The 21,875-nt window shown below is 62.5% G+C and carries 19 protein-coding genes; 10 read left to right on the forward strand and 9 right to left on the reverse strand.

The genetic code is table 11. The annotated features are described in order from the left end of the window. Nucleotides 1-18: 18 nt before the first annotated feature. From ACFB49_RS14385 to ACFB49_RS14400, 4 genes are read left to right on the forward strand one after another with little or no spacing between them, the layout of a single operon-like run. Nucleotides 19-888 (forward strand): conjugal transfer protein TraF, encoded by an 870-nt coding sequence (locus ACFB49_RS14385; protein WP_380871910.1) that lies wholly within the window; start codon nt 19-21, stop codon nt 886-888. Then, nucleotides 885-1,466 carry a hypothetical protein gene (locus ACFB49_RS14390; RefSeq protein WP_380871911.1) on the forward strand — a complete coding sequence of 194 codons (582 nt, stop codon included), beginning with the start codon at nt 885-887 and terminating at the stop codon, nt 1,464-1,466. The genes ACFB49_RS14385 and ACFB49_RS14390 overlap by 4 nt, the downstream gene beginning before the upstream one ends. A gap of 53 nt (nt 1,467-1,519) precedes the next feature. After that, nucleotides 1,520-2,947, forward strand: a complete 1,428-nt coding sequence (locus tag ACFB49_RS14395) for a conjugal transfer protein TraH (protein ID WP_380871912.1) — start codon at nt 1,520-1,522, stop codon at nt 2,945-2,947. A gap of 14 nt (nt 2,948-2,961) precedes the next feature. Continuing rightward, nucleotides 2,962-6,687, forward strand: a complete 3,726-nt coding sequence (locus tag ACFB49_RS14400) for a conjugal transfer protein TraG N-terminal domain-containing protein (RefSeq protein WP_380871913.1) — start codon at nt 2,962-2,964, stop codon at nt 6,685-6,687. On the opposite strand, the gene ACFB49_RS14405 is transcribed toward ACFB49_RS14400, so the two are convergent. After that, entirely contained in the window at nt 6,684-7,217 is a 534-nt protein-coding gene (locus tag ACFB49_RS14405) for a hypothetical protein (protein WP_380871914.1), read from the reverse strand. The two genes, ACFB49_RS14400 and ACFB49_RS14405, sit on opposite strands and share 4 nt — an antisense overlap. A 244-nt stretch (nt 7,218-7,461) precedes the next feature. On the opposite strand from ACFB49_RS14405, the gene ACFB49_RS14410 reads away from it, so the two are divergent. The 6 genes from ACFB49_RS14410 to ACFB49_RS14435 all read left to right on the forward strand — a co-directional run bounded on the left by ACFB49_RS14410 (nt 7,462) and on the right by ACFB49_RS14435 (nt 14,835). Next, nucleotides 7,462-8,004: a hypothetical protein gene (locus ACFB49_RS14410; protein WP_380871915.1), complete on the forward strand. Its 543-nt coding sequence runs from the start codon at nt 7,462-7,464 to the stop codon at nt 8,002-8,004. A gap of 6 nt (nt 8,005-8,010) precedes the next feature. After that, entirely contained in the window at nt 8,011-8,571 is a 561-nt protein-coding gene (locus ACFB49_RS14415; RefSeq protein ID WP_380871916.1) for an RES family NAD+ phosphorylase, read from the forward strand. Between the two features lie 53 nt (nt 8,572-8,624). After that, the gene (locus tag ACFB49_RS14420; RefSeq protein ID WP_380871917.1) at nt 8,625-9,539 is read left to right on the forward strand and encodes a nucleotidyltransferase; all 915 of its coding nucleotides are present in this window, start codon (nt 8,625-8,627) and stop codon (nt 9,537-9,539) included. A 392-nt stretch (nt 9,540-9,931) separates the two neighbouring features. Next, complete coding sequence (locus tag ACFB49_RS14425; RefSeq protein ID WP_380871919.1) at nt 9,932-11,203, forward strand: SIR2 family protein; 1,272 nt, start codon at nt 9,932-9,934, stop codon at nt 11,201-11,203. A gap of 140 nt (nt 11,204-11,343) precedes the next feature. Continuing rightward, complete coding sequence (locus ACFB49_RS14430) at nt 11,344-13,056, forward strand: ATP-binding protein (protein WP_380871920.1); 1,713 nt, start codon at nt 11,344-11,346, stop codon at nt 13,054-13,056. Between the two features lie 150 nt (nt 13,057-13,206). Then, the gene (locus ACFB49_RS14435) at nt 13,207-14,835 is read left to right on the forward strand and encodes an RNA-directed DNA polymerase (RefSeq protein WP_380871921.1); all 1,629 of its coding nucleotides are present in this window, start codon (nt 13,207-13,209) and stop codon (nt 14,833-14,835) included. Nucleotides 14,836-14,926: 91 nt separating this feature from the next. On the opposite strand, the gene ACFB49_RS14440 is transcribed toward ACFB49_RS14435, so the two are convergent. The 8 genes from ACFB49_RS14440 to ACFB49_RS14475 all read right to left on the reverse strand — a co-directional run bounded on the left by ACFB49_RS14440 (nt 14,927) and on the right by ACFB49_RS14475 (nt 21,865). Further along, nucleotides 14,927-15,418 (reverse strand): MucR family transcriptional regulator, encoded by a 492-nt coding sequence (locus tag ACFB49_RS14440; protein ID WP_380871922.1) that lies wholly within the window; start codon nt 15,416-15,418, stop codon nt 14,927-14,929. A gap of 59 nt (nt 15,419-15,477) precedes the next feature. Beyond that, complete coding sequence (locus tag ACFB49_RS14445) at nt 15,478-15,957, reverse strand: helix-turn-helix domain-containing protein (protein ID WP_380871923.1); 480 nt, start codon at nt 15,955-15,957, stop codon at nt 15,478-15,480. A 310-nt stretch (nt 15,958-16,267) separates the two neighbouring features. After that, nucleotides 16,268-16,906: an RNA polymerase sigma factor gene (locus ACFB49_RS14450; RefSeq protein WP_380871924.1), complete on the reverse strand. Its 639-nt coding sequence runs from the start codon at nt 16,904-16,906 to the stop codon at nt 16,268-16,270. A 469-nt stretch (nt 16,907-17,375) separates the two neighbouring features. Then, nucleotides 17,376-18,062 carry a ZIP family metal transporter gene (locus ACFB49_RS14455; protein ID WP_225011152.1) on the reverse strand — a complete coding sequence of 229 codons (687 nt, stop codon included), beginning with the start codon at nt 18,060-18,062 and terminating at the stop codon, nt 17,376-17,378. Nucleotides 18,063-18,082: 20 nt separating this feature from the next. Continuing rightward, complete coding sequence (locus ACFB49_RS14460; protein WP_380871925.1) at nt 18,083-18,427, reverse strand: hypothetical protein; 345 nt, start codon at nt 18,425-18,427, stop codon at nt 18,083-18,085. 69 nt (nt 18,428-18,496) lie between these two features. Next, nucleotides 18,497-18,982, reverse strand: a complete 486-nt coding sequence (locus ACFB49_RS14465; protein ID WP_380871926.1) for an SRPBCC family protein — start codon at nt 18,980-18,982, stop codon at nt 18,497-18,499. Then, the gene (locus ACFB49_RS14470; protein WP_380871927.1) at nt 18,975-21,509 is read right to left on the reverse strand and encodes a heavy metal translocating P-type ATPase; all 2,535 of its coding nucleotides are present in this window, start codon (nt 21,507-21,509) and stop codon (nt 18,975-18,977) included. The genes ACFB49_RS14465 and ACFB49_RS14470 overlap by 8 nt, the downstream gene beginning before the upstream one ends. Continuing rightward, on the reverse strand, nt 21,506-21,865 hold the full coding sequence (locus tag ACFB49_RS14475; protein ID WP_380871928.1) for a DUF190 domain-containing protein: 360 nt from the start codon (nt 21,863-21,865) through the stop codon (nt 21,506-21,508). Before ACFB49_RS14475 ends, ACFB49_RS14470 begins: the two co-directional genes overlap by 4 nt. Between the last annotated feature and the right edge of the window lie 10 nt (nt 21,866-21,875).

Consider the following 21,875-nt stretch of genomic DNA (forward strand, 5'->3'; position numbering starts at 1 on the left):
ATCATCGTGGCGACTGCCATGGGTCTGCTCTCAGCCACGGCCGCGCTTGCGCAAAGCTCTGCCGCCACGCCCGCGCCGCGCCCGACACTCAAGCAGGGCTATTGGTGGTACGAAGCGCCCAAACCGGCCTCGCCGCCGCCGGATGACCCGGACGCGCTGGACAAGCCCTCCATCCCACCGATGGCGGAACTCGCGACCTGGACCCCGCCCAAGATCCGCAAGCTGATCGAGCAGCAGCGCGATTATGCCGCGACCGTGCTGACGGTCGACGCGGTCGCCGACTTCTGGCGGCTGCAGGACTTTGCGCGGCGCAAGGCACGGGCATTCGCCGGCGTCACACAACTGGCGATGCTCCAGCATCCCGAGCTTAATTCGAAGTCGGCCAACCCGATGGTCGGCGATGCCCGCGCCGAACTCACCGCGGAAAAGGACGCGATCCGCCGTGCTTATCTTCGGGCGCATGCGGGCGAGTTCGCGCTGGTCATGTTCTCGCGATCGACCTGCGGCTATTGCCGCGTCCAATGGCCCATCGTCCAGCGTTTCCAGGAGGAGATGGGCTGGCAGGTCACGTTGATGGACGTCGGCAAGCGGCCCGAGGTCGGGCAGCGGTTCGGTGTCGAGATCACGCCGACGACTATGGTCATCCGCCGCGGCAGCCCGCAGCGCATGGTGATTGCGAGCGGCGTCGAGGCGTACCCCAATCTAGCGCAGATGGCCTATCAGGCAGTGCGGCTGCTGCGCGGCGACATTCGCCCCGAACAGTTCCTGACCGGTCCTGGCGAGGATGACGGATTTTTCGACGCGCTCGGCAATGGACCGGTCTCGGCGACCGACCCGCGGGCCTTGGGTGGCGATCTCGTCGAGGCCAGCGTGGGGCCGGATCGATGATCCGGCTCGCCGCCCTGATCGGCATCCCCGGGATCGTCATCGCCACCGGGCCGGCTGCGGCTGCCCAGACCGTTACGCGCGAGCAGGCCATGCGGGCCGCGATCCATCCGGTCGCGGACAGCAATACCATGCAGGCCTGGTTGTCGCGGGTTCCGGTGACGCGTGATTTCCCGGACGATTTCAACGCCACGCTGCGTGGCCAGGGACCCGCGTTCGTCATCGAGATGACCACGAGCCCGGGTTGCGTTCCATGTGGCGATCTCTGGACCAAGCTCACCACGCTCGGACAGCGCTATGGCTGGCAGGTCCGAACGATCAGCGCCCAGGAAGCGATGATCCGCTCAGGACGGCTGGGCCTGCCCTGGGTGGGGAACCCGGTCGCCTGGGCACGGCCGATCGCCGACGCAGGCCGCGTCGTGCCGATCGCGGTCGGAACCGATCACGGACCCAATCTCGCGCGCAATCTCTATCTGGCGGCGAAGATGCTGACGGGCGTCCGGCCCGCAGTGGGCGTGCGCGCGATGTCCAAATTCACCGGCATCGTCGGGGTGCCGACACGGTCACAGGGAAGGCGCTGAGCAATGGCGGGCGCAGCACCTCCCCTCCCCTTCGATCTCAACAGGAGCCCGCCATGTTTCTAGCGTTTGCCCGCGTCCGCATCCTCTTCACGGGGCTGATCCTCGCGATCGGCGCGAGCGCCGCGCCGGCGAGCGCGCAAAGTTGGGCCGAGAGCTGGTTCGACAACGTCACCTATACGAGCCCCGGCAGCTTCGAGGATCAGACCCGCGGCTATGTGACGGCCGGCGGGATGTCAGGCCGGGTCGATGTCCACAACGACTATCTGATGTCGGTGACGTTGCCCAAGGTGAAGGCCGGCTGCGGCGGCATCGACATGTTCCTGGGCGGCATGTCGTTTCTCGATCCCGATTATCTGGTCCAGAAGCTGGAGAGCATCCTCCAGGCCGCGCCCGCCGTCGCGTTCCAGTATCTGCTCGAAACGCTCGACGAGAAGATGGGCAATATCATCTCGAAGATGGAGGCGGCGACCAACTTCCTCAATTCGATCCAGGTCAACGACTGCCGGCTCGCCAATCGCATGGTCCAGATCGCCAAGGGCGACGATAATATGTCCGGCATCATCGAGGAGATGACTGGCTATCGCTCGGTCAAGCAAGGCTTCTCGAAGAGCTATCAGCAGAGCCGCGAGCGGATCGAGGCGAACAACAACAATCCGACCGAGGATCTGCGCGATTCTCTGACCAACTGCCCGGCCGAAGTGACCGAGATCTTCCGCACCGGTTCGCTCCTCAGCCATGCCGCCACCCGCGTCGGCGCGGGCGACTGGGCGAGCGTCATGCGCGCCAGGGTCGGCGACGTCTATATGCGCTGGGACCCCGCGGACAAAGTTCCGCTGTTCACAGCCATTCCCCAATGCCCTGCACAAGACACCGAAAGTGCGCAGGATTTCTTGACCGGACGCGTGCAGAAGCGAACATTGAACGTGCCGCCGACCGGCGCCGATTGTTCGCAGGATGGCCCCGGCCGCGGCGCGCTGGTCCTTGCGCGCGAGCGGATGCAGTCGATCGCCACCAAGATTCGCACCCGCGCGGCGCTCTCCGCCGAGGAGCGGCAGTTCGTCGCCAATGTCCGGACGCTGCCGGTTTATCGCATGCTGGAATGGGGCGTTCGGCAGGGCGTGGTGGACTCGGTCATTGGCGACACCGATGAGCTGGTGGCGCTGACCCTCGCGTATCAGATGCTCAACGATCTCACGCGCTCCATCGACTTCGCCGTGAGCAACGCAGAGCGGGGCGCCAGCGCGGCGGGTGCAGCGGACGGCAATAGCGCCAATATTTGCCAGACGCGGATTCTCGTCAAAGGGATCGAGCAGCTGCGCGACCTGCGCGATGAGGTGCTTCGTCAGCGCGCGCAGATGCGCCAGAGTTATATGGCGGCGCTCGACCAGGCGAACCTCTCCGCCAACTATGCGGGCCTGATCCGCCAGCGCGACCGCGATGCGCGCGATGCCGCCGGCGCCGCCGCCGCACGCAACCAATAGCCGAGGAGATCGCCGTGCGCCGCCTCACCAAGGCTCTCGCCTCCCTGCCCGCGCTGCTTGCCGCGACCCCGGCGCTGGCGGTCGATACCAGCTTCCACACCTATGACGGCTTTGCCGAGACCGTCGATGCGTTCCGCCTGGTCTCGATGATCTTCGCCGACCCGCGTTATGAGACGTTGGTGCTAATCGTCGCGACTGTCGGCATCGGCCTGGGCGCGCTGCTCGCCAGCGTCCGCGGTTCCGGCATGGGACTGGTCGCGTTCGGCTTCCAGATCCTCATCGGCGTCGGGCTGTTCGTCGGGCTCGTCGCCACCACCGGGACGGTCCATGTCTATGACCGCGTCCGCAATGCTTATCAGCCGGTCGGCGACGTGCCGGTCTTGCTGGTGCTGGTGGCGGGCGCGACCAACATGATCGAGCGTGCGCTGGTCGAGACGATCGACGACAATACGCTCGATCCGGATGCCAAGATCGAGTTCGGCGCCGGCGGTCATTCGTTCGATCTTTTCCTCAACGCCGTCAGTCCACGCGGTCCCATGACCGACACCTTCCTCGACGCGACGATCAAGGACTATGTCCGCCAATGCTATCCCGTAGCGCGCGTTTCGGCTGCCTATGGCGTCGATGATGATAAGCTGTTCCGCACGACCACCGACCTTCCGGCTGCCTTTGCGGCGATGGCAGGACCGGCGACCTTCTCGACGGTCTATACGGAGTCCGACAAGGGCGGCACGACGGTGAGCTGCACCGACGCCTGGGTGCATATCTCGGATCGACTGTCCGACCCGGCCCTGTTCGAGGGCTATAGCCGCCAGGTTTGCGCGCGGACCGGGTTCGATACCGGCAACGCCCAACAGCTCGCGCGATGCCGCGAGCAACTGGGCGAGATGGGACAGATGATGCTCGGTCGCCCGCTCACCACGCAGACGCTGATGACCCACATACTGCTCGGCAACACCGTGGGCGACGTGCTGTTTGAGGATTCGCCCGCAACGGCCGCGCGTGTCATGGCCAATCGCGCTGTCGTCTCGAACGGGCTCGCGACGATGTCGGTCGCCAACGAATGGATGCCGACGATCCGCGCGACCGTGTTCGGGATCATGCTGTTCATGATCCCGGTCGCGTTGCTGTTCATCCTGACGCCGATCAACCTGCGGGTCGCAAGCTTCGCGCTCGGCCTGTTCGTGTTCGTCGCGCTTTGGGGCGTTATCGATGCTGGCATCTACCAGCTGACGCTCGGCCGCGCCGCCGATGTACTCGAGGAAATGCGGTCGAACGCGCTCGGCGCCAATGCCTGGCTGCTGGCGCCTTCAGCTTCGATGAAGGCCCTGGCGATCTTCGGCAGTTTCCGCACGGCGGCAGCGGGCCTCGCCGGCGCGTTCGTGTTCACCGTGTTCCGGTTCTCCGGCAATGTTTTCACGTCCTTCACGAGCGGTGCGCTTGGCGTCGCCGGCCAGGGCACCGCTGCGGCGGCTCCCATGGCAACGACCGAGGGCTATGCGTCGGCGCTTGAGAGCCAGGCGTCGGCCTCCGGCACCCGCGCTCGGGCTGGTGCGGCCACGAGCTTCGGGGATTTCGGCGAGCGTTCCACCTTCGGCACCAACCGCGCCTTCGGCGAAGCCAACCGAATCCTCGGGGAGCGGCCCGGCACGGCCGGAGGCACGGCGTTCGCGCTCGGCGGCATCGAGGGTGCTCGGCAGATGGGCAGCTTGGCGCCCGCGTTGAACGGTCGCGACCTGGGCGACCCGCAGGTAGCGCGCGCGGTCCAGGCCAATGCCGCAACCAGCGCGATCCACCAGTTCGCGGAGAAGGACTCGCTCCGGCGTCTTGGCACCAATTATTTCGGCGGCGGCGAGGCGGGCGAGAAGGCGTTCGGCGCATTTGCGCAGAATCTGGTCCAATGGCGCGCGTTCGGCGACCAGCGCGCCTACGGTATGATGATGCAGGCGGCGACGCGGCATTTCGAGCGGGGCGGTTATTCGGCGAAGGATGCCGAGTTGAAGGCGTCGGGCGTGATCGGCGAGGCGCAATCCGATCCGACCTTCGCCAAGCTGATTGCCAATACCTATGACCAGGAACAGATGCTCGCCAACGATCTGACGTCGGCCCAGGTCCATGTCGGCGCTATGGAAGGTCGGAGGGACTTCGCCGGAGACAATGTCGCAGGCCTCGAGCGCGGAAATGTTGCAACCGAGCAGGCGCTGCGCTCCGGCACGAACCAGGGTCAACGCGACGCCGCGCAGATGCTCGGCCTCTCCCCGCAGGAGACCGCGCGCCGCATCGGCTTCGTCAACGCGCTTTCCGGCGAAGCCCGCAGCTCCGCCATCTCCCAACTCTCCCGCGCCACCGGCCGCAACGAGGCGCAGGTGCTTCAGGCCCTCGAAACCTACAATGCCGCAACCCAGGTCGGCACCGCTGACGGCGCAACGGCCGAGGCAGGCCGTGAGGGCACCAGTGTCTATGGCCGGACACGCGAGGCCGCTGGCTTTGACTTCGCGGAGCGCTCGGGCAAGCTCGACGCGCAACGCGAGGTGGGAACCGGCGGCACGCGCGCGGCGGCGCGGATCGGGGAGCAGCGCCGGCAGTCCGATAATTTCGGGTTTGCCGAAGGTGCCGCAGCGGCCGGCGTCTCGACGCGCGAGGCTGCGCGCCTCGACAGCTTCATCCAGGCGCTGAGCCGAACGGCCGGCAATCAGGTCGATATGGCGGAAGGCGGCGCCGCCGGTATCGCCGATCGCGCCGGTAACGAACGCATGTCGCGCATCGTCGAGAACGAGCGGCTCAGCCGAATGCAGGGGCTGCTACGCGGCCACGGCATCACCATGTCGAAGCGCGAGCTGGCGATGGCGCAAAATGGCGATCTCGCGATGAACCTGACCGCGGATCAGGCAGGTCAGTTGCTCCGTGCCGGGCTCATCAACGACAGTCAGTTTGGTGCGCTTGCGCAGGGAGGTCATGCCCGCTTCAGCTTTGCCGAGAATGACCTGCTCGTATCCAGCAGCGCCGGGTTTCAGCAATCCGCGCGCAATGACACCAGCACCCGGTTCGAGGCAGGCAAACAAGCCGGACCAGATACGATCGAGCATTTCATGGGCGGTGGCGAGGAAGGGCACAACGCCATGGCCAACTGGTTGCAAGGCGGGTTCGAGATGGACCGAAAGGGCGATTGGCGGCTGAAGCCGCAGGTTGCCGACACGCTTCAGCGTGATGTTCAGGCCGTGATCGCTCAGACCGGTTGGCAGCGGTCCGTTACGCGGAGCGCTCAGGACCAAACGATCATGGGAACGACGGTTGGTGCCCAGATTGGTGGGAGTGTCGACACGACACAAACATCGGGCGGTCGCGGTGGCCAGGGAAAAACAGCAAAAACAACATCAGGGAAGATCGGAGGCGAATTAGGGTTCAGCAGCACCGATACGGGGGCCACGAGTGAAACGGCTCAGGCCAATCTCGATATCATAAACTATGATGTTCGGAATGCGATTTCGGAGGCAGAGCGCGCCGCAGCGCGCAGCCCAAATCCGGAGCAGACTTTCACCGACACGTTGTCCGGCCGGATTTTGGGGCCAGAGGGGCTTCGGAATCGCTATCTTGGGGAAGCTGATTCAGGCCGCGGAACGGCTGACCTGACTGGACCGCTAACGTCGATTGAGCAATCGTCGGTGCTTGGTAGCGGCCGCTTTTCCAACGACCTGGCTCATGGACCGTTCGATGGCGATTCCGAATTCAAGAAGCGTTAGTGGCGCGGATATTGCCTCAAAATATTCAATGGGTTGCCGCTCCAAAGCGCGCCAGAGCGGGGATCCAGTGGATCGAAGCCCGGAGGTGGCGCTCCAACTCGACGCCTTGGTCGGAAGTCATGATCACTTGGCTCGCCGGGAACGGATTCCTCTGCCAAGCGATCGAGGACGACGCGCGCATATCCAACGCCCAACACCATCAGCGCGGTCATCGGGAAGAACAAGACGTTGAAATATCCGGCGAGCGCGCTTGCGTAGAAGTCCTGCAGTGGTGGAACCTTCAAGGACGCTGCCATCCCGGCCCAATAGATCGGGATCGCAGCCCACCAAAGCTTCGCGTACCACGGCCGCCACAGATAGTCCGAGGCGCGCGGTCGAACCCGCTCCTCGGCCGGGACGACTGGTTCATCCGTATTCGTGGCAGAATCTGGCGACATTTGATCCGCGTTCCTGTGCATGACGACTATAGCAAAATCCGCACGCTTTTGGAATCGCCGATCTGGATTCGATGGGAAAAATTCGTGGCGCATAGCCAACCTCCTCAAGCCACGACCGCTCCCTCCCCTCCGGATATCTGGTCGATGCAATGCGCTCGCGTGGCCAGCCATGGCTGAGCCAATGCACTTGTCCCACCTGTCATCTATTGTTATATGGAAGACAGGAAGGACAGATATGGCCACTACCGCACCCATACCGGCACGTCGCCCAGTCTCCCGATCGCGCCTTACGGCGTCAGTTGGGGCGAATGATACGCTCCGTCGCCGGGCGCTTGAAGTGCTGACCAAGGCTATCGCAAAGGCCGTCGAGTCTGCCAGCGAAGATACATTGGCCGATATTGTCGGTAGCGACGCCGACGCGCGGCACGCGCTCAGCGTGGCGCGCAGGGATATCGCGCCAGACTCACCTTCCGATATGGATGCCATCAAGGCTGCGCGCGACAAGACCGCTAGGTTCCGCGAGGAAATGGCGGATCGAGCGGGTGGGATGCTCGATCGCGCGCATGTTGCCACGATGCTTGGCGTGAGCGCGGCTGCCATCGACAAGCAACGCCAGCGCCGCCAGATCTTGGGCGTGCCCTATGGGACCGAGACTCGTTATCCGGCCGCCCAGTTCGTGGACGGCGAGACGGTCAGCAATCTCAAGCTCGTACTGGAAGCACTCGGCGATATGAACCCATGGGAGCAGCTCATGCTGTTGACGACACCGCTCGACGGATATGGCGAGCGATCCGAGACGGTGTTGCAACTGCTGGCCAAGCGACCGGATGCCGGGGCGCTGCGCCAGCTTGTCGCGTTGGCCTCAAGCTGGTCGGCCTAGCCGCCCGTGGCAGGAGTTCGACTGCGGCGGATCGATGCCGGGGTGCGCCTGCATCGCATCCACCGCACCGCCCATGATCCGATATTCTTCGGTCCAGCGGGGGCTCCCCCCGAGTTCCGATATGATTCTCCGGACGGCAGCTACAAGGTGCTTTACGCGGCGCGATCGCTCGAGACGGCCTTTGGAGAGACCTTGGTCCGCTTGCCCGCGGTTTCCTATGTGTTGTCCAGCGCGGTCGAAGCGCGTGTCCGCAGCGAACTTGAAACCACCAGAGCGCTCAAACTCTATCCCTTGGTCGATGCCGGCGTGTCGGCGCATGGCCTGTCCTTCACGGACCTGCACGGCGATGCATACAAGAAGACCTGGGCGGTAAGTGCAGAGGTTTATGCCACGACCATTGCCGATGGCATCCTCTACACGTCGCGCTTCGACAATCAGCGCTGTGTCGCCCTTTTCGATCGGGCATCGGACGCCATCGCCGAGACCGCGATCCGGAAGATACCCATAACACCAGCACAGGCGACACAACTCGCCGAGCATTTCGGCAAGCAATATATCGAACCATGATGCGACACCGGAGGAATGCGGCATAGTCGCCAAGAGCTAGAATCAGGATCACCATGCGAATAGAACTCGATCATCTCCCACTAGCGAAGCGACGCGAGCTCGATCGCGTGGTTCAGATTCTGTTTGAAGAATTCGAAGACGCGCACGGCAAGCCGGATGGGCAGCGCAAGCTCGGCCGCATCCTGAAAATCATCCTTTATGGTTCATACGCACGGGGCGGCTGGGTCGATGAACCGCACACGGCGAAAGGATATCAGTCGGATTTCGACCTGTTGATTATCGTCAATCAGAAGGAACTGACCGATCGGTTTGATTACTGGGAGAAGGCAGACGAACGCCTCGACCGTGAACGAACGATCACCCAGAATTTGAAGACGCCGGTAAACTTCATCATCCACACCCTGCAGGAGGTGAATGATGGCCTCGCTCACGGTCGATCCTTCTTCATCGACGTCAGGCGCGACGGAATTGTGCTCTATGAGGTCGACGATACGGAGCTTCTCCTGCCAAAACCCAAGACGCCGGAACAAGCCTACGAATTGGCCCAGGAATATTTCGATGACTGGTTTTCCGCGGCGACAGATGCGCAGAAGGGATACCACTTCTTCCTTTCCCAGAAGGCGTATCGAGATGCCGCCTTCACTCTCAATCAGGCCTGCGAACGGCTCTACCATTGCGTGCTGTTGGTGATGAATTTCTATACCCCGCACGTCCACAATCTGAAGTTCCTGCGAACGCAGGCAGAGCGTACCTCGGCACGCCTTATCCACGCATGGCCGAGAGAAACACGGCAGCAAAAGGCTCAGTTCATCAAGCTGAGGGATGCATATGTGAAGGCGCGCTTCTCAAAACATTACCGTATTACTGAGGAGGAATTATCCTGGCTTGCCGAACGTGTCGAAGAGCTAGGCGCGCTCGTCCATGAGGTCTGCACCGCGCGCATCGCTGAGCTACGCGCAGCATTGTGATCAGTCGTGACCGTGGTGACTGCAGTCCTGACGCGACAGTACCCACCCGGCAGATCCCTAAAGGCCCGCGTCCGGGCTGGCCCGTTACGGCAGGAGCCGCCTGTGGTGATCGACCGCTTTGCTTTCCTATCGTCCAGCTCGACATCGGTCACGTTCGAAGCCGCCTTCGTTCATCACGATCAATCGTCCGAACGAGGGTTGTGCGAACGACCGGCTCTGGGAATTCTCGACTGTCTGCAGGGCAACTGTAGGTGAAAAAGCAGACGCCGCAGGCCCAACCATAATCCCCGAGCATAATCATCGTCCACTGCACGAGCCCGAGTTCATGGCTGTCGGGCATTCTAAAAGATGCTAGAGCCGAGACGAGCAGAAAAGGGATGGTTTGGGGGCGAATGACATATTGGAATGACAAGGTTGCCGACGCGGCACAGCTGCGGCTGTTCGTCCCCGGCGATGGCTGGCGTGCGTTTAAGGACAAGATGAACGCGGAAGGCGACCGCGTCGAGGAGCCAGGCACGCAGCGCGCAATTGAAAGCAGTCTCCTGAACGTGCTCAATGCCACGAACGTCGTCGTTCTGACCGGAACGGGATCATCGTTCGCCGCATCCAACCCGGCTGACAAGCTCACGCCGGCCGGCATGTGGGATGTGTGGAAAGCCGTGGAAGCGAAGGTCGGCGCTGAAGCCTTCAAGGCTGTGTGCGATACGTTCGCCAGCGCCAAGATCGAGGATAATATCGAACGGCTGCTGACGCTCTGCAAACTCTATCTCGAACTGCACGAGACGGCCGTGGAGGATGCAACCTATCAGAGAATCGACGGGTTCGTGAAGGCGGCCGAGAAGGCAATCCTCGCCCGTGTCGACTTCGTCGATCGGATCACCAATCTCGACGCGCACGCTGGCCTCATCCAGAAAATCGGTCGTCGCGGCGTTCGTAAGGCGCGCTCGAAGCTGTTCACGACCAACTATGATCTCTGCTTCGAGGAAGCAGCCCGCCGGCATCGTTTCACCATCATCGACGGTTTCTCGCACGGCCTCGATCAGGTCTACGACCGCAGCCACTTTGAGTTCGACATTGTCCGCCGTTCGGGCCAGCGCGACGCGCCCGACTATATCGAGAATGTCTTCCATCTCTACAAACTGCACGGCTCGCTCGACTGGCGCAGGCAGGCATCGGACATTTTCCGCTCACGCGGCCCCGAGGGTAATCCGGTCCTCATCTATCCCCGCTCAAGCAAATATCAGGAAAGCTTCGAAGCGCCCTATCTCGACATGATTGGCGCGTTTCAGGCGGCGCTGCGCGAGCCCGACACGGCGGTGCTGATATCGGGATTCGGGTTCAACGACGATCATATCAGCCGGCCGATCCTGTCGGCTGTGGAAGCCAATATGTCGCTTCGGCTGGTGATCTGCGATCCCGCCTTCATCCCCTCAGCCGATCTGGACGGAGGAGATCAGTCGCTGACGACGGTGGCGGAGCCCAAGAACCAATTCCTTGCGGCATTCAACCGCATGGTGACCGGCGGCGACGCGCGAATCCATCTGATCAACGGTCGGTTCCAGGACTTAGTCTCGGCCATGCCAGATCTGATCGGCGAGACTGATCGTGAACGGCATATGCAGCGTGTCCGCACGCTCAGAGACGGCATGGACGTCAAGGCGTGACGCGCGTCAATCCGATCAATCCCGATCGCTACATCGGCACAATCACACAGGTGACGGCCTCTTATGTGCATGTGAATCTGCCCAACGCTGCAGCGGTCCCGGAGCGGCGCGGGCTTTCGCTGGGCGCGGTCGGCGATTTCGTGTTCGTCGACTGCGAGCGGTTTCAGATCCTGGGCAGGATCGTCGAGACGAAAATACCCGATTCCGAGAGGCTCACGGTTGAGCCGTCGCTCGGGAAGACGGCGGTCACCAACCCGATCGGCCGCGTGCAGCTCCTCGCCGCGGTCGAGCAACGCTCGAACAAGCTGCGGCGCGGCCTGCCGGATTTTCCGAGGATCGGCGACGGGGTGTATCTGGCCGAGCCGAGTCAGCTAGCCACGCTTATCCGCAATGCCGTCGCGAATGAAGATGAGCTGACGTTGAGCATTGGCCGGATCGATGCCGCCGATGGCGTCGATGTCTGCCTGCCGCCGGAGAAAATCTTCGGGCGGCACTGCGGTGTGTTCGGTGCCACCGGCGGCGGTAAAAGCTGGACGGTCGCCACGCTGGTGCAACAGCTCAAGAAAGCCGGTGGCCGCGCGATCGTCCTCGATCCCACCGGCGAGTTCGCCGACATGGGCAACGTCGACGATGTCTTCGTCTTCGATGCACCCGTCGGCGCAGCGAAGTTGGTCCACTTCCCCTATCGCCAGGTCACCGAGGATGATCTGTTCTCGCTGTTCCGGCCATCGGGTCAGAGTCAGGGTCCGCGGCTACGAGAGGCGATCAAGAGTCTCAAGCTCGTCGCGGCGGTCGGCGCGGCGGTGCCTCAGGGCTTGATCATCAATAACGGCCTGATCGAGAAGGCAGGGCGGCAGCGGGCGCCTTATTTCAACGCACTCCACGCGCATGCCGCCCAGCTGCATGATCCGGCGTGCGAGTTCGACATCACGAACCTTGCCGAACAGGTGAAGAATGAGTGCGTCTGGGGCAGCGCGCAGAACAATGCCGGTGCGTTCGGCAATACTGATCAGAATTCACTAGGCTATTGTGAATCCTTGATTGCGCGGATCAACACCCTCCTCGCATCACGCGAACTCGAGTGCATTTTCCGAACGCGCGGTACGTCCCTCGTCGCCGAGCTCCGTGCATTCCTGGCGAATGACAGCCGGGATATCGCGGTCATCTCGTTCAAGGATGTGCGGTTCGAGCACAATACGCGCGAGATCCTGCTCAACGTGATCGGCCGCTTCCTGCTAGCTGAGGCGCGTGGCGGCGCGTTCAGGACATCGCCGCTCGTCGTTTTCCTCGACGAGGCGCATCAGTTTCTCGGACGCTCGGTCGGTGACGATTATAGCGCGGTGAAATTAGATTCCTTTGGTTTGATCGCCAAGGAAGGCCGCAAATATGGCCTGACATGCGTTCTCGCCACTCAGCGCCCGCGCGACATCCCGCAGGATGTCATGAGCCAACTCGGGACGTTGTTTGTCCATCGCCTGACCAACGATCAGGACCGTGAAACGGTCGAGCGGGCCTGCGGTGACCTCGATCGCGGCGCGGCCCAGTTTGTTCCGATGCTGGCGCCGGGTGAAGCTGTCGTGATTGGCCCTGACATTCCTGCCCCTGTTCCGCTGTTCATCCACCCGCCGGAATATCCGCCTGACTCAAAGGGGCCAGAATTCCAGAGCTTCTGGAAAGCGCGGCGCGCTCGGGCTGCTCTGGCCTCAGCCCAGCCCCCTGCAAATGCGAGTGGCGCGCTAATTGCGGCGGAGCCTACGAATGTGCTTGCCGCTGTCGCTGCTATCGCTGCTCCGGCGGCCGCTCCGGCGGATCCGCAGTTTGATGGCGATATTGACGATGAGATACCGTTCTAGGCGGAGCTACGCTGGCCCGCGGGCCGGATCTGATTGTTCGTTCGCGCATAACCAGACCACAACTTGAAGTACGATTGGCGAATAAGCTTCGAGATATATAACAAACATGCATGATCTTTGCAGGTAGACGGCGACAGGGTAGATTGACGGATGCCGATCAAAGACGACCTATTGAGGAAGGGTTACCTTCCTGAGAACCTTCCTCCGACATTTACGACGGAAGCGCTTGGTATTTACCTAGCACAAAAGCGCACTTGGTATTCCCAGTCTCGCGATGCTGTTCGCGCGGCTACCTACAATGCGTCCAAGCGCGGAATGACACGGCGAGTTTTTTCACTCGTGCATCCCGAAACCGGCCACGATTTAGCAGAGTTCATTTCAAATCGGGAAATTGAACTCACTCGATTCTTTCAACAAAGTCAGTTTAGCCTATCTGTACCCCGCGTGACGCCCGATGGTGAGCGCGCCGTAGAAATTGCAACGCATTCGGAATTGGAGTCGGCCCGGCTAGCGAGGCTCGCGCCTTACCGTTTCGTCGCAAAGACGGACATCTCACGATTTTATCATTCGATCTACACCCACTCTATCCCATGGGCCTTTCACGGTAAGGCGGCTTCTAAAGCAGATCGGCGCGCGAACTCCGCCAACCTCTTTATGAACCGTCTAGATCTTATCCTTCGCGCTGGGCAAGATGGACAGACAATCGGAATTCCAGTTGGGCCGGACGCCTCCCGCTACATTGCCGAAGTGATCTGCACCGCTATTGATCAGGAATTTGTCGCACGTGGCGGGGCCGCCGGGTGCGCGGTCTTACGCCACGTGGATGATGTATGGATCGGCGCCAACTCACACGCCGAAGCTGAGGCTGCACTTTACAAGTATCGCGAGGCGATCCGAGCGTTCGAGCTCGACATCAACGAGACGAAGACGCACATTTACTCTGAAAGCTTTCGCTTCTCCGATAGCTGGCCAAGCGACGTTGCTTCCCGAATTGAGTTCGCGCTTGCTTCTCCTCCAAGGCGAGTATCAGAGCGTCTGCGCGCCGCACTTGAGCATGCGTTCGCGCTTACAGTAGCGGGCGGCGACGACGGCATTCTGAAGTACACTCTGCGCTATTTGGACAAATCCAATCTGCCCGCAGCGCAGTGGGAGGTGGTCGAGCCATTCCTAAAGCGTGCCGCAGTCCACTATGGGCACACCATCGATTTCGTGGCACGCATTATTGTATGGCGACACCTCGCCAAACGTGACCTCGACATCCAAGCATGGGGCAGTATCCTTGCTGCACTGCTTGACCGACATGGCCGCCTCGGGAACGATGGAGAGGTCTGCTGGGCTCTCTATGCTGCCCTGCGCCTGGGCATTCCGATCCCGCTCTCCGTCGCTTCAGAGATCTCGAAAAACTGCGGTGCTATCTCAATCGTGGCATTGCTATCCGCCGCGCAAATAGGCCTTGTCGATCAGGCAATTTTTGGTGAGACGGAAAATCTCATTATCGCCGAAGATGCCTCTGGCCCTTACTGGCCGCTATTTCTCGAGTGGCGGGTAAGGGGGTGGCCCGAGGGAATCTTTCTGGTTCCGCGCAATACGTTAATCGAGGAACTCATCGGTCAAAACATCTCCATCTTCGATGCCACTCAACTGCCATCCGTTTTCCGCGACCTCGACGAAGATGAATTCGGCGAGGTTGAGCACGCAATCGAAGAGCGTAGCAGCTACGACGACGAAGGCGATGAGGATGACAATGAGGAAGAGGACGAAATCGAAGTCGATTTCTGAGTGAAGCGCTCGAACACGAGATTTCCACCCCTCATTCTATTTCGATGGGCTTGCCACTCCCGTCTGAGTGCGGTTGCGAGCTGGTCCGCGATCAGGATGCGGTCGCCTTGGGTTTCCGGCCGCGCCGCTTGGGCGCTGGCGTTACTGGCGCAGGCGTGGGGAGCGGCCCCGTCCCCCGCCGTTTCCGGCCCAAACCGATCTTCTTGGCAAGGCTCCTGCGCTGCTCAGCATAGTTCGGCGCCACCATCGGATAGTCCGCTGGAAGATTCCACTTCGCGCGATAGGCATCGGGCGTCAGCTGATAATGGGTCATGAGGTGCCGCTTCAGCATCTTCAGCTTCTTTCCATCCTCAAGGCAGACGATGAAGTCCGGCTTGATCGATGTGCGGACGGAAACCGCAGGCTTCTGCTGTTCCTCCGCTACTGGTACCGGCCCAGCGCCGAGGCCGGCGAGCGAGCCGTGGACATTGGCAATGAGAACCGGAAGATCACCGACCGCGACGCTGTTGTTGGCGAGGTGCGCGGAAACAATGTCAGCCGTGAGCGCGAGAAGATCAAGCGTACTGCCGGTCGTGTCGTTCATGAGCTTCCTTTGTGACGGAAAAGCGTCGCGGCCGGGGCAGCCGCCTTTGGTGGCCGATGCTATTTCGAACGGGTGCGTCTTGGCAATGATCGATCACCCCATGCCGCTCGTCGCCACTGAAGCGGCGTTGTACCAACTCGCCGGACAAAGGTGTTGGTGAAATGGCTTTGATCGACAAAGCCGCATTCGAGCGCGATCTCTGCCAGCGGGTAATGCGATTGTGCCAGAAGGTCCTTGGCGAGAACAATCCTCTGTCCGATAAACCAGGTGTACGGCGCGATCCCGACCGTGTTGGTGAAAGCCCGGACGAAATAGCTCATCGACAACCGACAAGCGCGCGCGAGGTCGGAGATCGCAATGGTTTCCCCGAGGTTCGCGCTCATGGTTTCCTTCGCCAGCCGCTCCTGCCACGACGCCAGGCGAGGCCCTGCGGGCGAATAGGCCGTCCGGCGCTCGCGCCTTCCCGTCTGTGCCAGAAGAGACGGCGCGCACTCGCCCCGCCGCGAAACGCGCGCGTTGGGATACTCGCCGGCCTTCAACCGCGCCTTGCCGCCATCGCGACCCCCGGAGGGACAATGGGCAGGCTACGGACGCGGAACGCGGTCTGATCGCCGATCCCAATAGTCGCCACGCGTGGGACATAGGCGCCTGGAAAGGGCGCCCGTGTCAGGACACGGCGTGAGGACCCTATACTCCCTGTCGTCCCTGACACTTGGCGAGACGAAAAGGCGGTCCTTCCTGTTCAAAATATTTCTTGGAGACGGAGGTGTTTGGAGAACCCGTGATCGCGGGGGCCCGAATCCTGCGCATCGTCCGCGCGTTGCGGTCAGCGGTCAGAGTGCTCCGGCACTACCGTGACGTAGTGGTAGCGGATGCAGAGTCGCGGGAAGGCTCGCCACAAAGAGCCGTCCGCAGATACCGTTCAGCGCGAGCCAATTCCTTCTGGACGGTACGCTTGTGGAGCCCGAATTTGGCAGCGATCTCGACCTGCGTCTTCTCGTCGCGCCAGGCCGCCAGGAAGATGTCGCGCCGCTGCGCTGGCAGGGTCTCGAGCGCGTCGAGCACCCGTGCCAGAGCAAGCCTTGCGGTTGCCGCGCGCTCGGGATCCGGCGCGTCGTCGGTGAGATCGACGACTGCGGCGGCATCGGCAGGCGTGAACAGCATTTCATGACGCCGCCGATTCTTCGCCAGATTGATTGCCATTCGATAGAGATAGGAGAGCGGATTTCTGATCTCTCCGACGGCCGGGCCCCTCTCGAGCTTGAGATAGGCGTCATGGAGCGCCTCCGCCGCGGCATCTGGCGATCGCAACGCGCCGCTGAGCCTGACGAGCAGCAAATCATATTCTGTCTCCAGCAGGGCAAGCAGACGCTCGAGAGCCTCGTCCGCAATGGGCTCGGAACGGGATGAGCCGCCGGAAACCGCAAGGCTCCGCTGTTCAGAAGCGCCGCGTTGCCCGCGAAAAGGTAAAGCGCCGCTGTCCTTCACGCGCTCCCTCGGCATAGCCGCCTCGTTGACCGTTCGGGATGGACCTCGTTCCTGCAATGGGCGCCCCAAAGCCCGTCGATCGAGAGATCTCGACCAGTGCAACAGAGCCGCGATATTGTGAGCTCATTGGGCAAGGGAACGTCCATCCTCCAGGGTAGCGCGACCAGCGGCGTCAGCGCGTGGTCGATCTCCCAATCTGGCACGCGCTCCAACTTGCGAGTCAATCTCAACAACATAGCTGCTGCTATTCCTCGATACAACGTGACAGGCGGTCAGGGTGCCTGCGTCGACCGAGAGCTTCTGCCTCCCAGAACGTACATGAATTGCATGGTAATTCGAGGTTTGAGCGCAGCAGGCACGCAGTCCTCAAAACTACGGGCCAAGTTGGTCCGGCTACATGCGGCGTCGGCATCTTGAACCCGCACGCCCGCGGAATGGCGTGCGAGTGATGATTTGCCGGCGGATCGCCCTAGCCGATAATCTCCTCGATGAGCAGCAAGCCCAGGAAGCCGACAAAGAACATGGCGCTGATCAGCGGGCTGTCGGGCCGCTCATGAGCCTCGACCAACAGTTCCTCGGTGACCAGATACAGCAGGGCCATGAGTCCGAAACTCAGGAAGCCCGCAATCACGATCGGCGGAAAGGCCGCAACCGGGGTCGCGACCAGCGCCCCGACGGGAAGCAGCAGTGCCAGTGCGGCGGTTATGGCGATCACCTTGCGCCTTGAGCGGACCGTCTCCCCGAGCTCGGCTGTCACCGTCAGTCCGAGGAACAGCACCTCGAGCGTGAGCGCGATCGTCAGCAAGAGGCCCGCCTTGGCGCCCGCAACAAACGCCAGCCCGAGCACCAGTCCATCGATGAGGATGTCGATACCAATGGCACCCAGCATCGCCACCGGCCCCTTGGTCCGCCCCTCCAGTCCCTTGAGCGACAGCATGACGGAGACGCCGAGCGCGCCGCCGATGAAGGTCGCCACGGGGGACGCTTCGTGCATGACCTGCGGCAATATTTCCGCAGCGGCGGCTGCGAACACCACGCCTGCGGCAAGATGCTGCATGGCACTCACGAACCCGGCGCTCGGCTGACGCCAACTCGCCCATATCGAGCCCAGGATCACGGCCAGCACTGGGATGAGCGTGTACTGCAGCGCCAGCATATTTCGTTCTCCTGCGAGCCCTAGATCCGACGACAGGCTTGGGCAGCATACCCCTGACGGTTGATCGTCATCTGCCCGCCGGTTGCGTCGGCCGTGATCCGATCGCCGATATAGCGCAGCCCTTGGCCCGGAGCCGTAAGCCGCGCCGGTTTTCCGCCGGTCGAACTGCGCATCTCGATAGTCAGGCCATCGGCAAGGAAGTCGACGGTGATTTTCGCGCCGTCATCGCATGCATAGATATGTCGTCCGATGATCTGCGGGTTCGTGCCCGCGAAATGATCTTCGTCGTGCGGATTGGACGAGGGCGCCTGGCTGGAGCAACCTGTCGCGCTCAATACAATAAGGGCTGCGGCAAGGAGAGACACCCCTGAAGGTCGCAAGCGTCGGGGCACCCGCCTCGCTGTCGGCCCAATTTCCATGGGCGGGGCGAACATCTAATGGGCCTTGCGCTTGGCAACGCGGCGATCGCCGCGCGAAAGCGGGCGTGCAGCCTTGGAGCCGGGTCTGAGGTAGCGCTCAAGTGCCCGGTCCGATTCCTCCATACTGGCCAGGATGCGACCTTTCATCTTGCGCGCAGCCAAAATCGAGACGAGGCCCCAGCAGCGCGTAGTGTGCCGCACCTGTGCTCCGGACGATGTCGCGTCGATCTGATAGGCTTCCTCAAGCATGAACAGGCCCCGCAGCCCTGTCTTCCAGCCGATTTCCGCGGGTTTGCGCAAGCGCGTGATCGTCGCAGGCGCCGTCAGGGGCTTGCGCATGAAGGTGGTGGTGAATGTGTACCCGATCGCGCTACCTTCCGCGGCAACACCGGACAGCCGGATGAACGGGTGCCACCGCGCAAAGCCGCCGAGGTCGGACACCGCCGTCCACACACGCAGCGGTGACGTCGATAGGCACGTCACACGCTCTACCTCAAACATGGTCGCGATCCTTGAAGGCAAGCAGCCGCAAGGCGTTGAACACGACCACGAGCGTCGAGCCCTCATGTGCCAGCACCGCCGGACCAATACCGAGGCCCAGGATCGTTGCCGGCAGCAGCACAGCGACGACGCCAAGGCTCATATAGAGGTTCTGGCGGATGATCCGGCTCGTCTGGCGGCTGAGCCCAACCGCGAACGGCAGATGCGCTAGGTCATCGGCCATGAGTGCGACGTCGGCCGTCTCGAGCGCCACGTCCGATCCCGCTGCACCCATGGCGATGCCGACGGTCGCGTTGGCCATGGCCGGCGCATCGTTGACGCCATCGCCGACCATCGCCACCTTGTCTTGCGCCTTCAATTTCTTGATAGCTTCGACCTTGTCTTCGGGCATGAGATCGCCCCAGGCCTCGTCCAGGCCCACCTGCCGGGCAATCGCGTCGGCGACGCGCTGGTTGTCACCCGAGATCATGATCATGCGCGTGATACCGAGCTTGCGCAGCCGCGCGAGTGTTGCGACCGCGGCGCCACGGGGCGTGTCCATCAAGCCGATCACGCCAAGATAACGCTCGCCCCTGCGGACGATCATCGTTGTCCGGCCCGTCTCCTCAAGTTTCACACCGGCATCGCGCAGCCCTTCCGGCAACGGAGCACCGTCCACCTCTCCAAATAATTTGGGACTGCCGATGTGGACCGCCTCCCCTTCGACCATCGCCTGGACACCCCGACCCGTGATGCTGCGCAGGTCGGTAGCGGCCGGGATCGCCACCTCGCCGAGCCGCGCACGACCGCCAGAAGCAACGGCGGCGGCGAGCGGATGATCGCTCAGGCTCTCAACGGCGATGGCAATGCGCAGCAAATCCGCTTCGGTGGCGCCGTCGGCGGGAATAACATCGGTAATCTGGGGCCGGCCTTCGGTCAGCGTGCCAGTCTTGTCGAAGGCAATGGCCCGCAGGGTTCCGAGATTCTCGAGCGGCCCTCCGCCCTTGACCAGCACGCCACCGCGCGCGGCGCGGGCAATCCCCGAGAGCACCGCGCTCGGCGTCGCGATCGCAAGAGCGCAGGGACTGGCAGCCACCAGCACCGCCATGGCGCGATAGAAGCTGTCACGAAATGGTTCGTCGATCACGACCCAGGCGAACAGCAGCAGCACGACGAGCACCAGGACGGAGGGCACGAAGATCCGCTCGAAACGATCGGTGAAGCGCTGTGTCGGCGACTTCTGCGCCTCGGCTTCGCCAACCATCTGCACGACCTTGGCTAGCGTCGTGTCCTTCGACAGGCGCGTTACCTGTACCTCGATCGCGCCTGCGCCGTTGATCGTCCCTGCAAAGATCCGGTGCGCCGCCGCAACCTTGTCCGGCTGTGCGGCCGTGCCCGCTGGGTCATCGACCGGCCGCTTGTCCACCGGCATACTCTCGCCGGTGACAGGCGCCTGGTTGACGCTCGATGTACCGACGACCACGAACCCGTCGGCAGGCATGCGTTCATTGGGCTTGACGATCGCGATGTCGCCGACGGCAAGCTCCTCGACAGCGATTTCCCGGGTTTGCCCGTCCCGCCGCACAAGCGCGGTCTGAGGCGCGAGCTCAGCGAGCGCCTCGATGGCGCGCTTGGCCCGGCCCATCGCATAATGTTCGAGCGAATGCCCCATGCTGAACAGGAACAGCAGCAGCGCGCCTTCCGCCCAGGCACCCAGCGCGGCCGCGCCGGCAGCGGCCACGAGCATGAGCGTGTCGATCTCGAACCGCTTCATGCGCAGATTGTCGATCGCCTCGCGCAGCGTGAAATAGCCGCCCAGGCCATAGGCCAGAATGTAACACGCCATCGGTATCCAGGCGGGGCCGTCAGAGAGCTTCTCCACGGCGAAACCGGCAGCTGCGGATGCGCCGCACATGATGGCGAAGATGATTTCCGTATTCGCACCGAATATCATCCCGCCATGCGCGTGATCATGCCCCTCGCCTTCTTTGCCGGCGCCATGGTCATGCCGCTCGTGACCCTTTTCATCGCCATGATCATGGCCGGCATGGGCGTCGGCAACGTCCGCCGCCGCGGGCGATGACGGCGCCCTCCCCGGCTCAGCACGGACGCCGAGCCCCATCTCCCCGAGCAGCTGACGAATATCGCTCTCTGAGATTGCCTCACGGTCGAAGTCCAACCGCACCACGCCTGACGCTGACGCATCGGCCTCGACGATACCTGGAGCGCGTAGCAGTCGTTCCGCGATAGTACGCGCGCGGCGCTGGTTGGAGAGCCCGTCCACATTCCAGCGCAGATGCCCAAATCGCTCGGTGATCTTCGCGCCTTCACTTTGTGCGAGTTCACGAATGCGCGGCAAAGACAGGAAATCGGGGTCGTAGTGGACACAAAGCTTTGCCGGCGCATCGCCTTCCGCCGCGACGATATGGGCGTCGCGAACGCCCTCGCGCGCGCTCAGATTGGCCACGAGGCGCGCCACACAGCCGTCGGCCGTGTCCTCGACCTCCGGCAGGAGGAGCGGCAACTCCAGGCGCAGCTTTTCGGTCATTGCTCATCGCCCGGCGTGTCGCTCGGGGCGAAGCTTGCGGCTTCGCCCCCCACGATCTCGACGACTTCAAGGGTCATGAGGCCGATGCCGGTCACATCGGCGAGCGAAGCGACAAAGGCTCGAAGCCGAGCATCCTCGTCCACGATCTCGATAACCAGCGACTGATCGTCCTCAAGAATATGATGGCGATGGACATGGGATGCTGATCGGCCGAAGCCGACCAACGCCTGAAGCACCGTCACCCCGGCCATTTTCGCGTCGCGCGCGCGCGTCGCAACCACCTCGAATACCTTGCGGTCACCGAAATAAGCGGCCTCGTCAGTATAGATGCGCAGCAGTTTTGCTTGTTCGTTCATCTTCATTTCC

The organism is Sphingomonas sp. DBB INV C78, assembly GCF_042693015.1.
GTDB lineage: Bacteria > Pseudomonadota > Alphaproteobacteria > Sphingomonadales > Sphingomonadaceae > Sphingomonas_E.

Bases quoted from the DNA above. Each gene is read 5' to 3' on its own strand.
- ACFB49_RS14385 (WP_380871910.1), top strand. From the start codon at position 19: ATGGGTCTGCTCTCAGCCACGGCCGCGCTTGCGCAAAGCTCTGCCGCC.
- ACFB49_RS14390 (WP_380871911.1), top strand. From the start codon at position 885: ATGATCCGGCTCGCCGCCCTGATCGGCATCCCCGGGATCGTCATCGCC.
- ACFB49_RS14395 (WP_380871912.1), top strand. From the start codon at position 1,520: ATGTTTCTAGCGTTTGCCCGCGTCCGCATCCTCTTCACGGGGCTGATC.
- ACFB49_RS14405 (WP_380871914.1), bottom strand. From the start codon at position 7,217: ATGCGCCACGAATTTTTCCCATCGAATCCAGATCGGCGATTCCAAAAG.
- ACFB49_RS14420 (WP_380871917.1), top strand. From the start codon at position 8,625: ATGCGAATAGAACTCGATCATCTCCCACTAGCGAAGCGACGCGAGCTC.
- ACFB49_RS14425 (WP_380871919.1), top strand. From the start codon at position 9,932: ATGACATATTGGAATGACAAGGTTGCCGACGCGGCACAGCTGCGGCTG.
- ACFB49_RS14435 (WP_380871921.1), top strand. From the start codon at position 13,207: ATGCCGATCAAAGACGACCTATTGAGGAAGGGTTACCTTCCTGAGAAC.
- ACFB49_RS14440 (WP_380871922.1), bottom strand. From the start codon at position 15,418: ATGAACGACACGACCGGCAGTACGCTTGATCTTCTCGCGCTCACGGCT.
- ACFB49_RS14455 (WP_225011152.1), bottom strand. From the start codon at position 18,062: ATGCTGGCGCTGCAGTACACGCTCATCCCAGTGCTGGCCGTGATCCTG.
- ACFB49_RS14465 (WP_380871926.1), bottom strand. From the start codon at position 18,982: ATGTTTGAGGTAGAGCGTGTGACGTGCCTATCGACGTCACCGCTGCGT.
- ACFB49_RS14470 (WP_380871927.1), bottom strand. From the start codon at position 21,509: ATGACCGAAAAGCTGCGCCTGGAGTTGCCGCTCCTCCTGCCGGAGGTC.
- ACFB49_RS14475 (WP_380871928.1), bottom strand. From the start codon at position 21,865: ATGAACGAACAAGCAAAACTGCTGCGCATCTATACTGACGAGGCCGCT.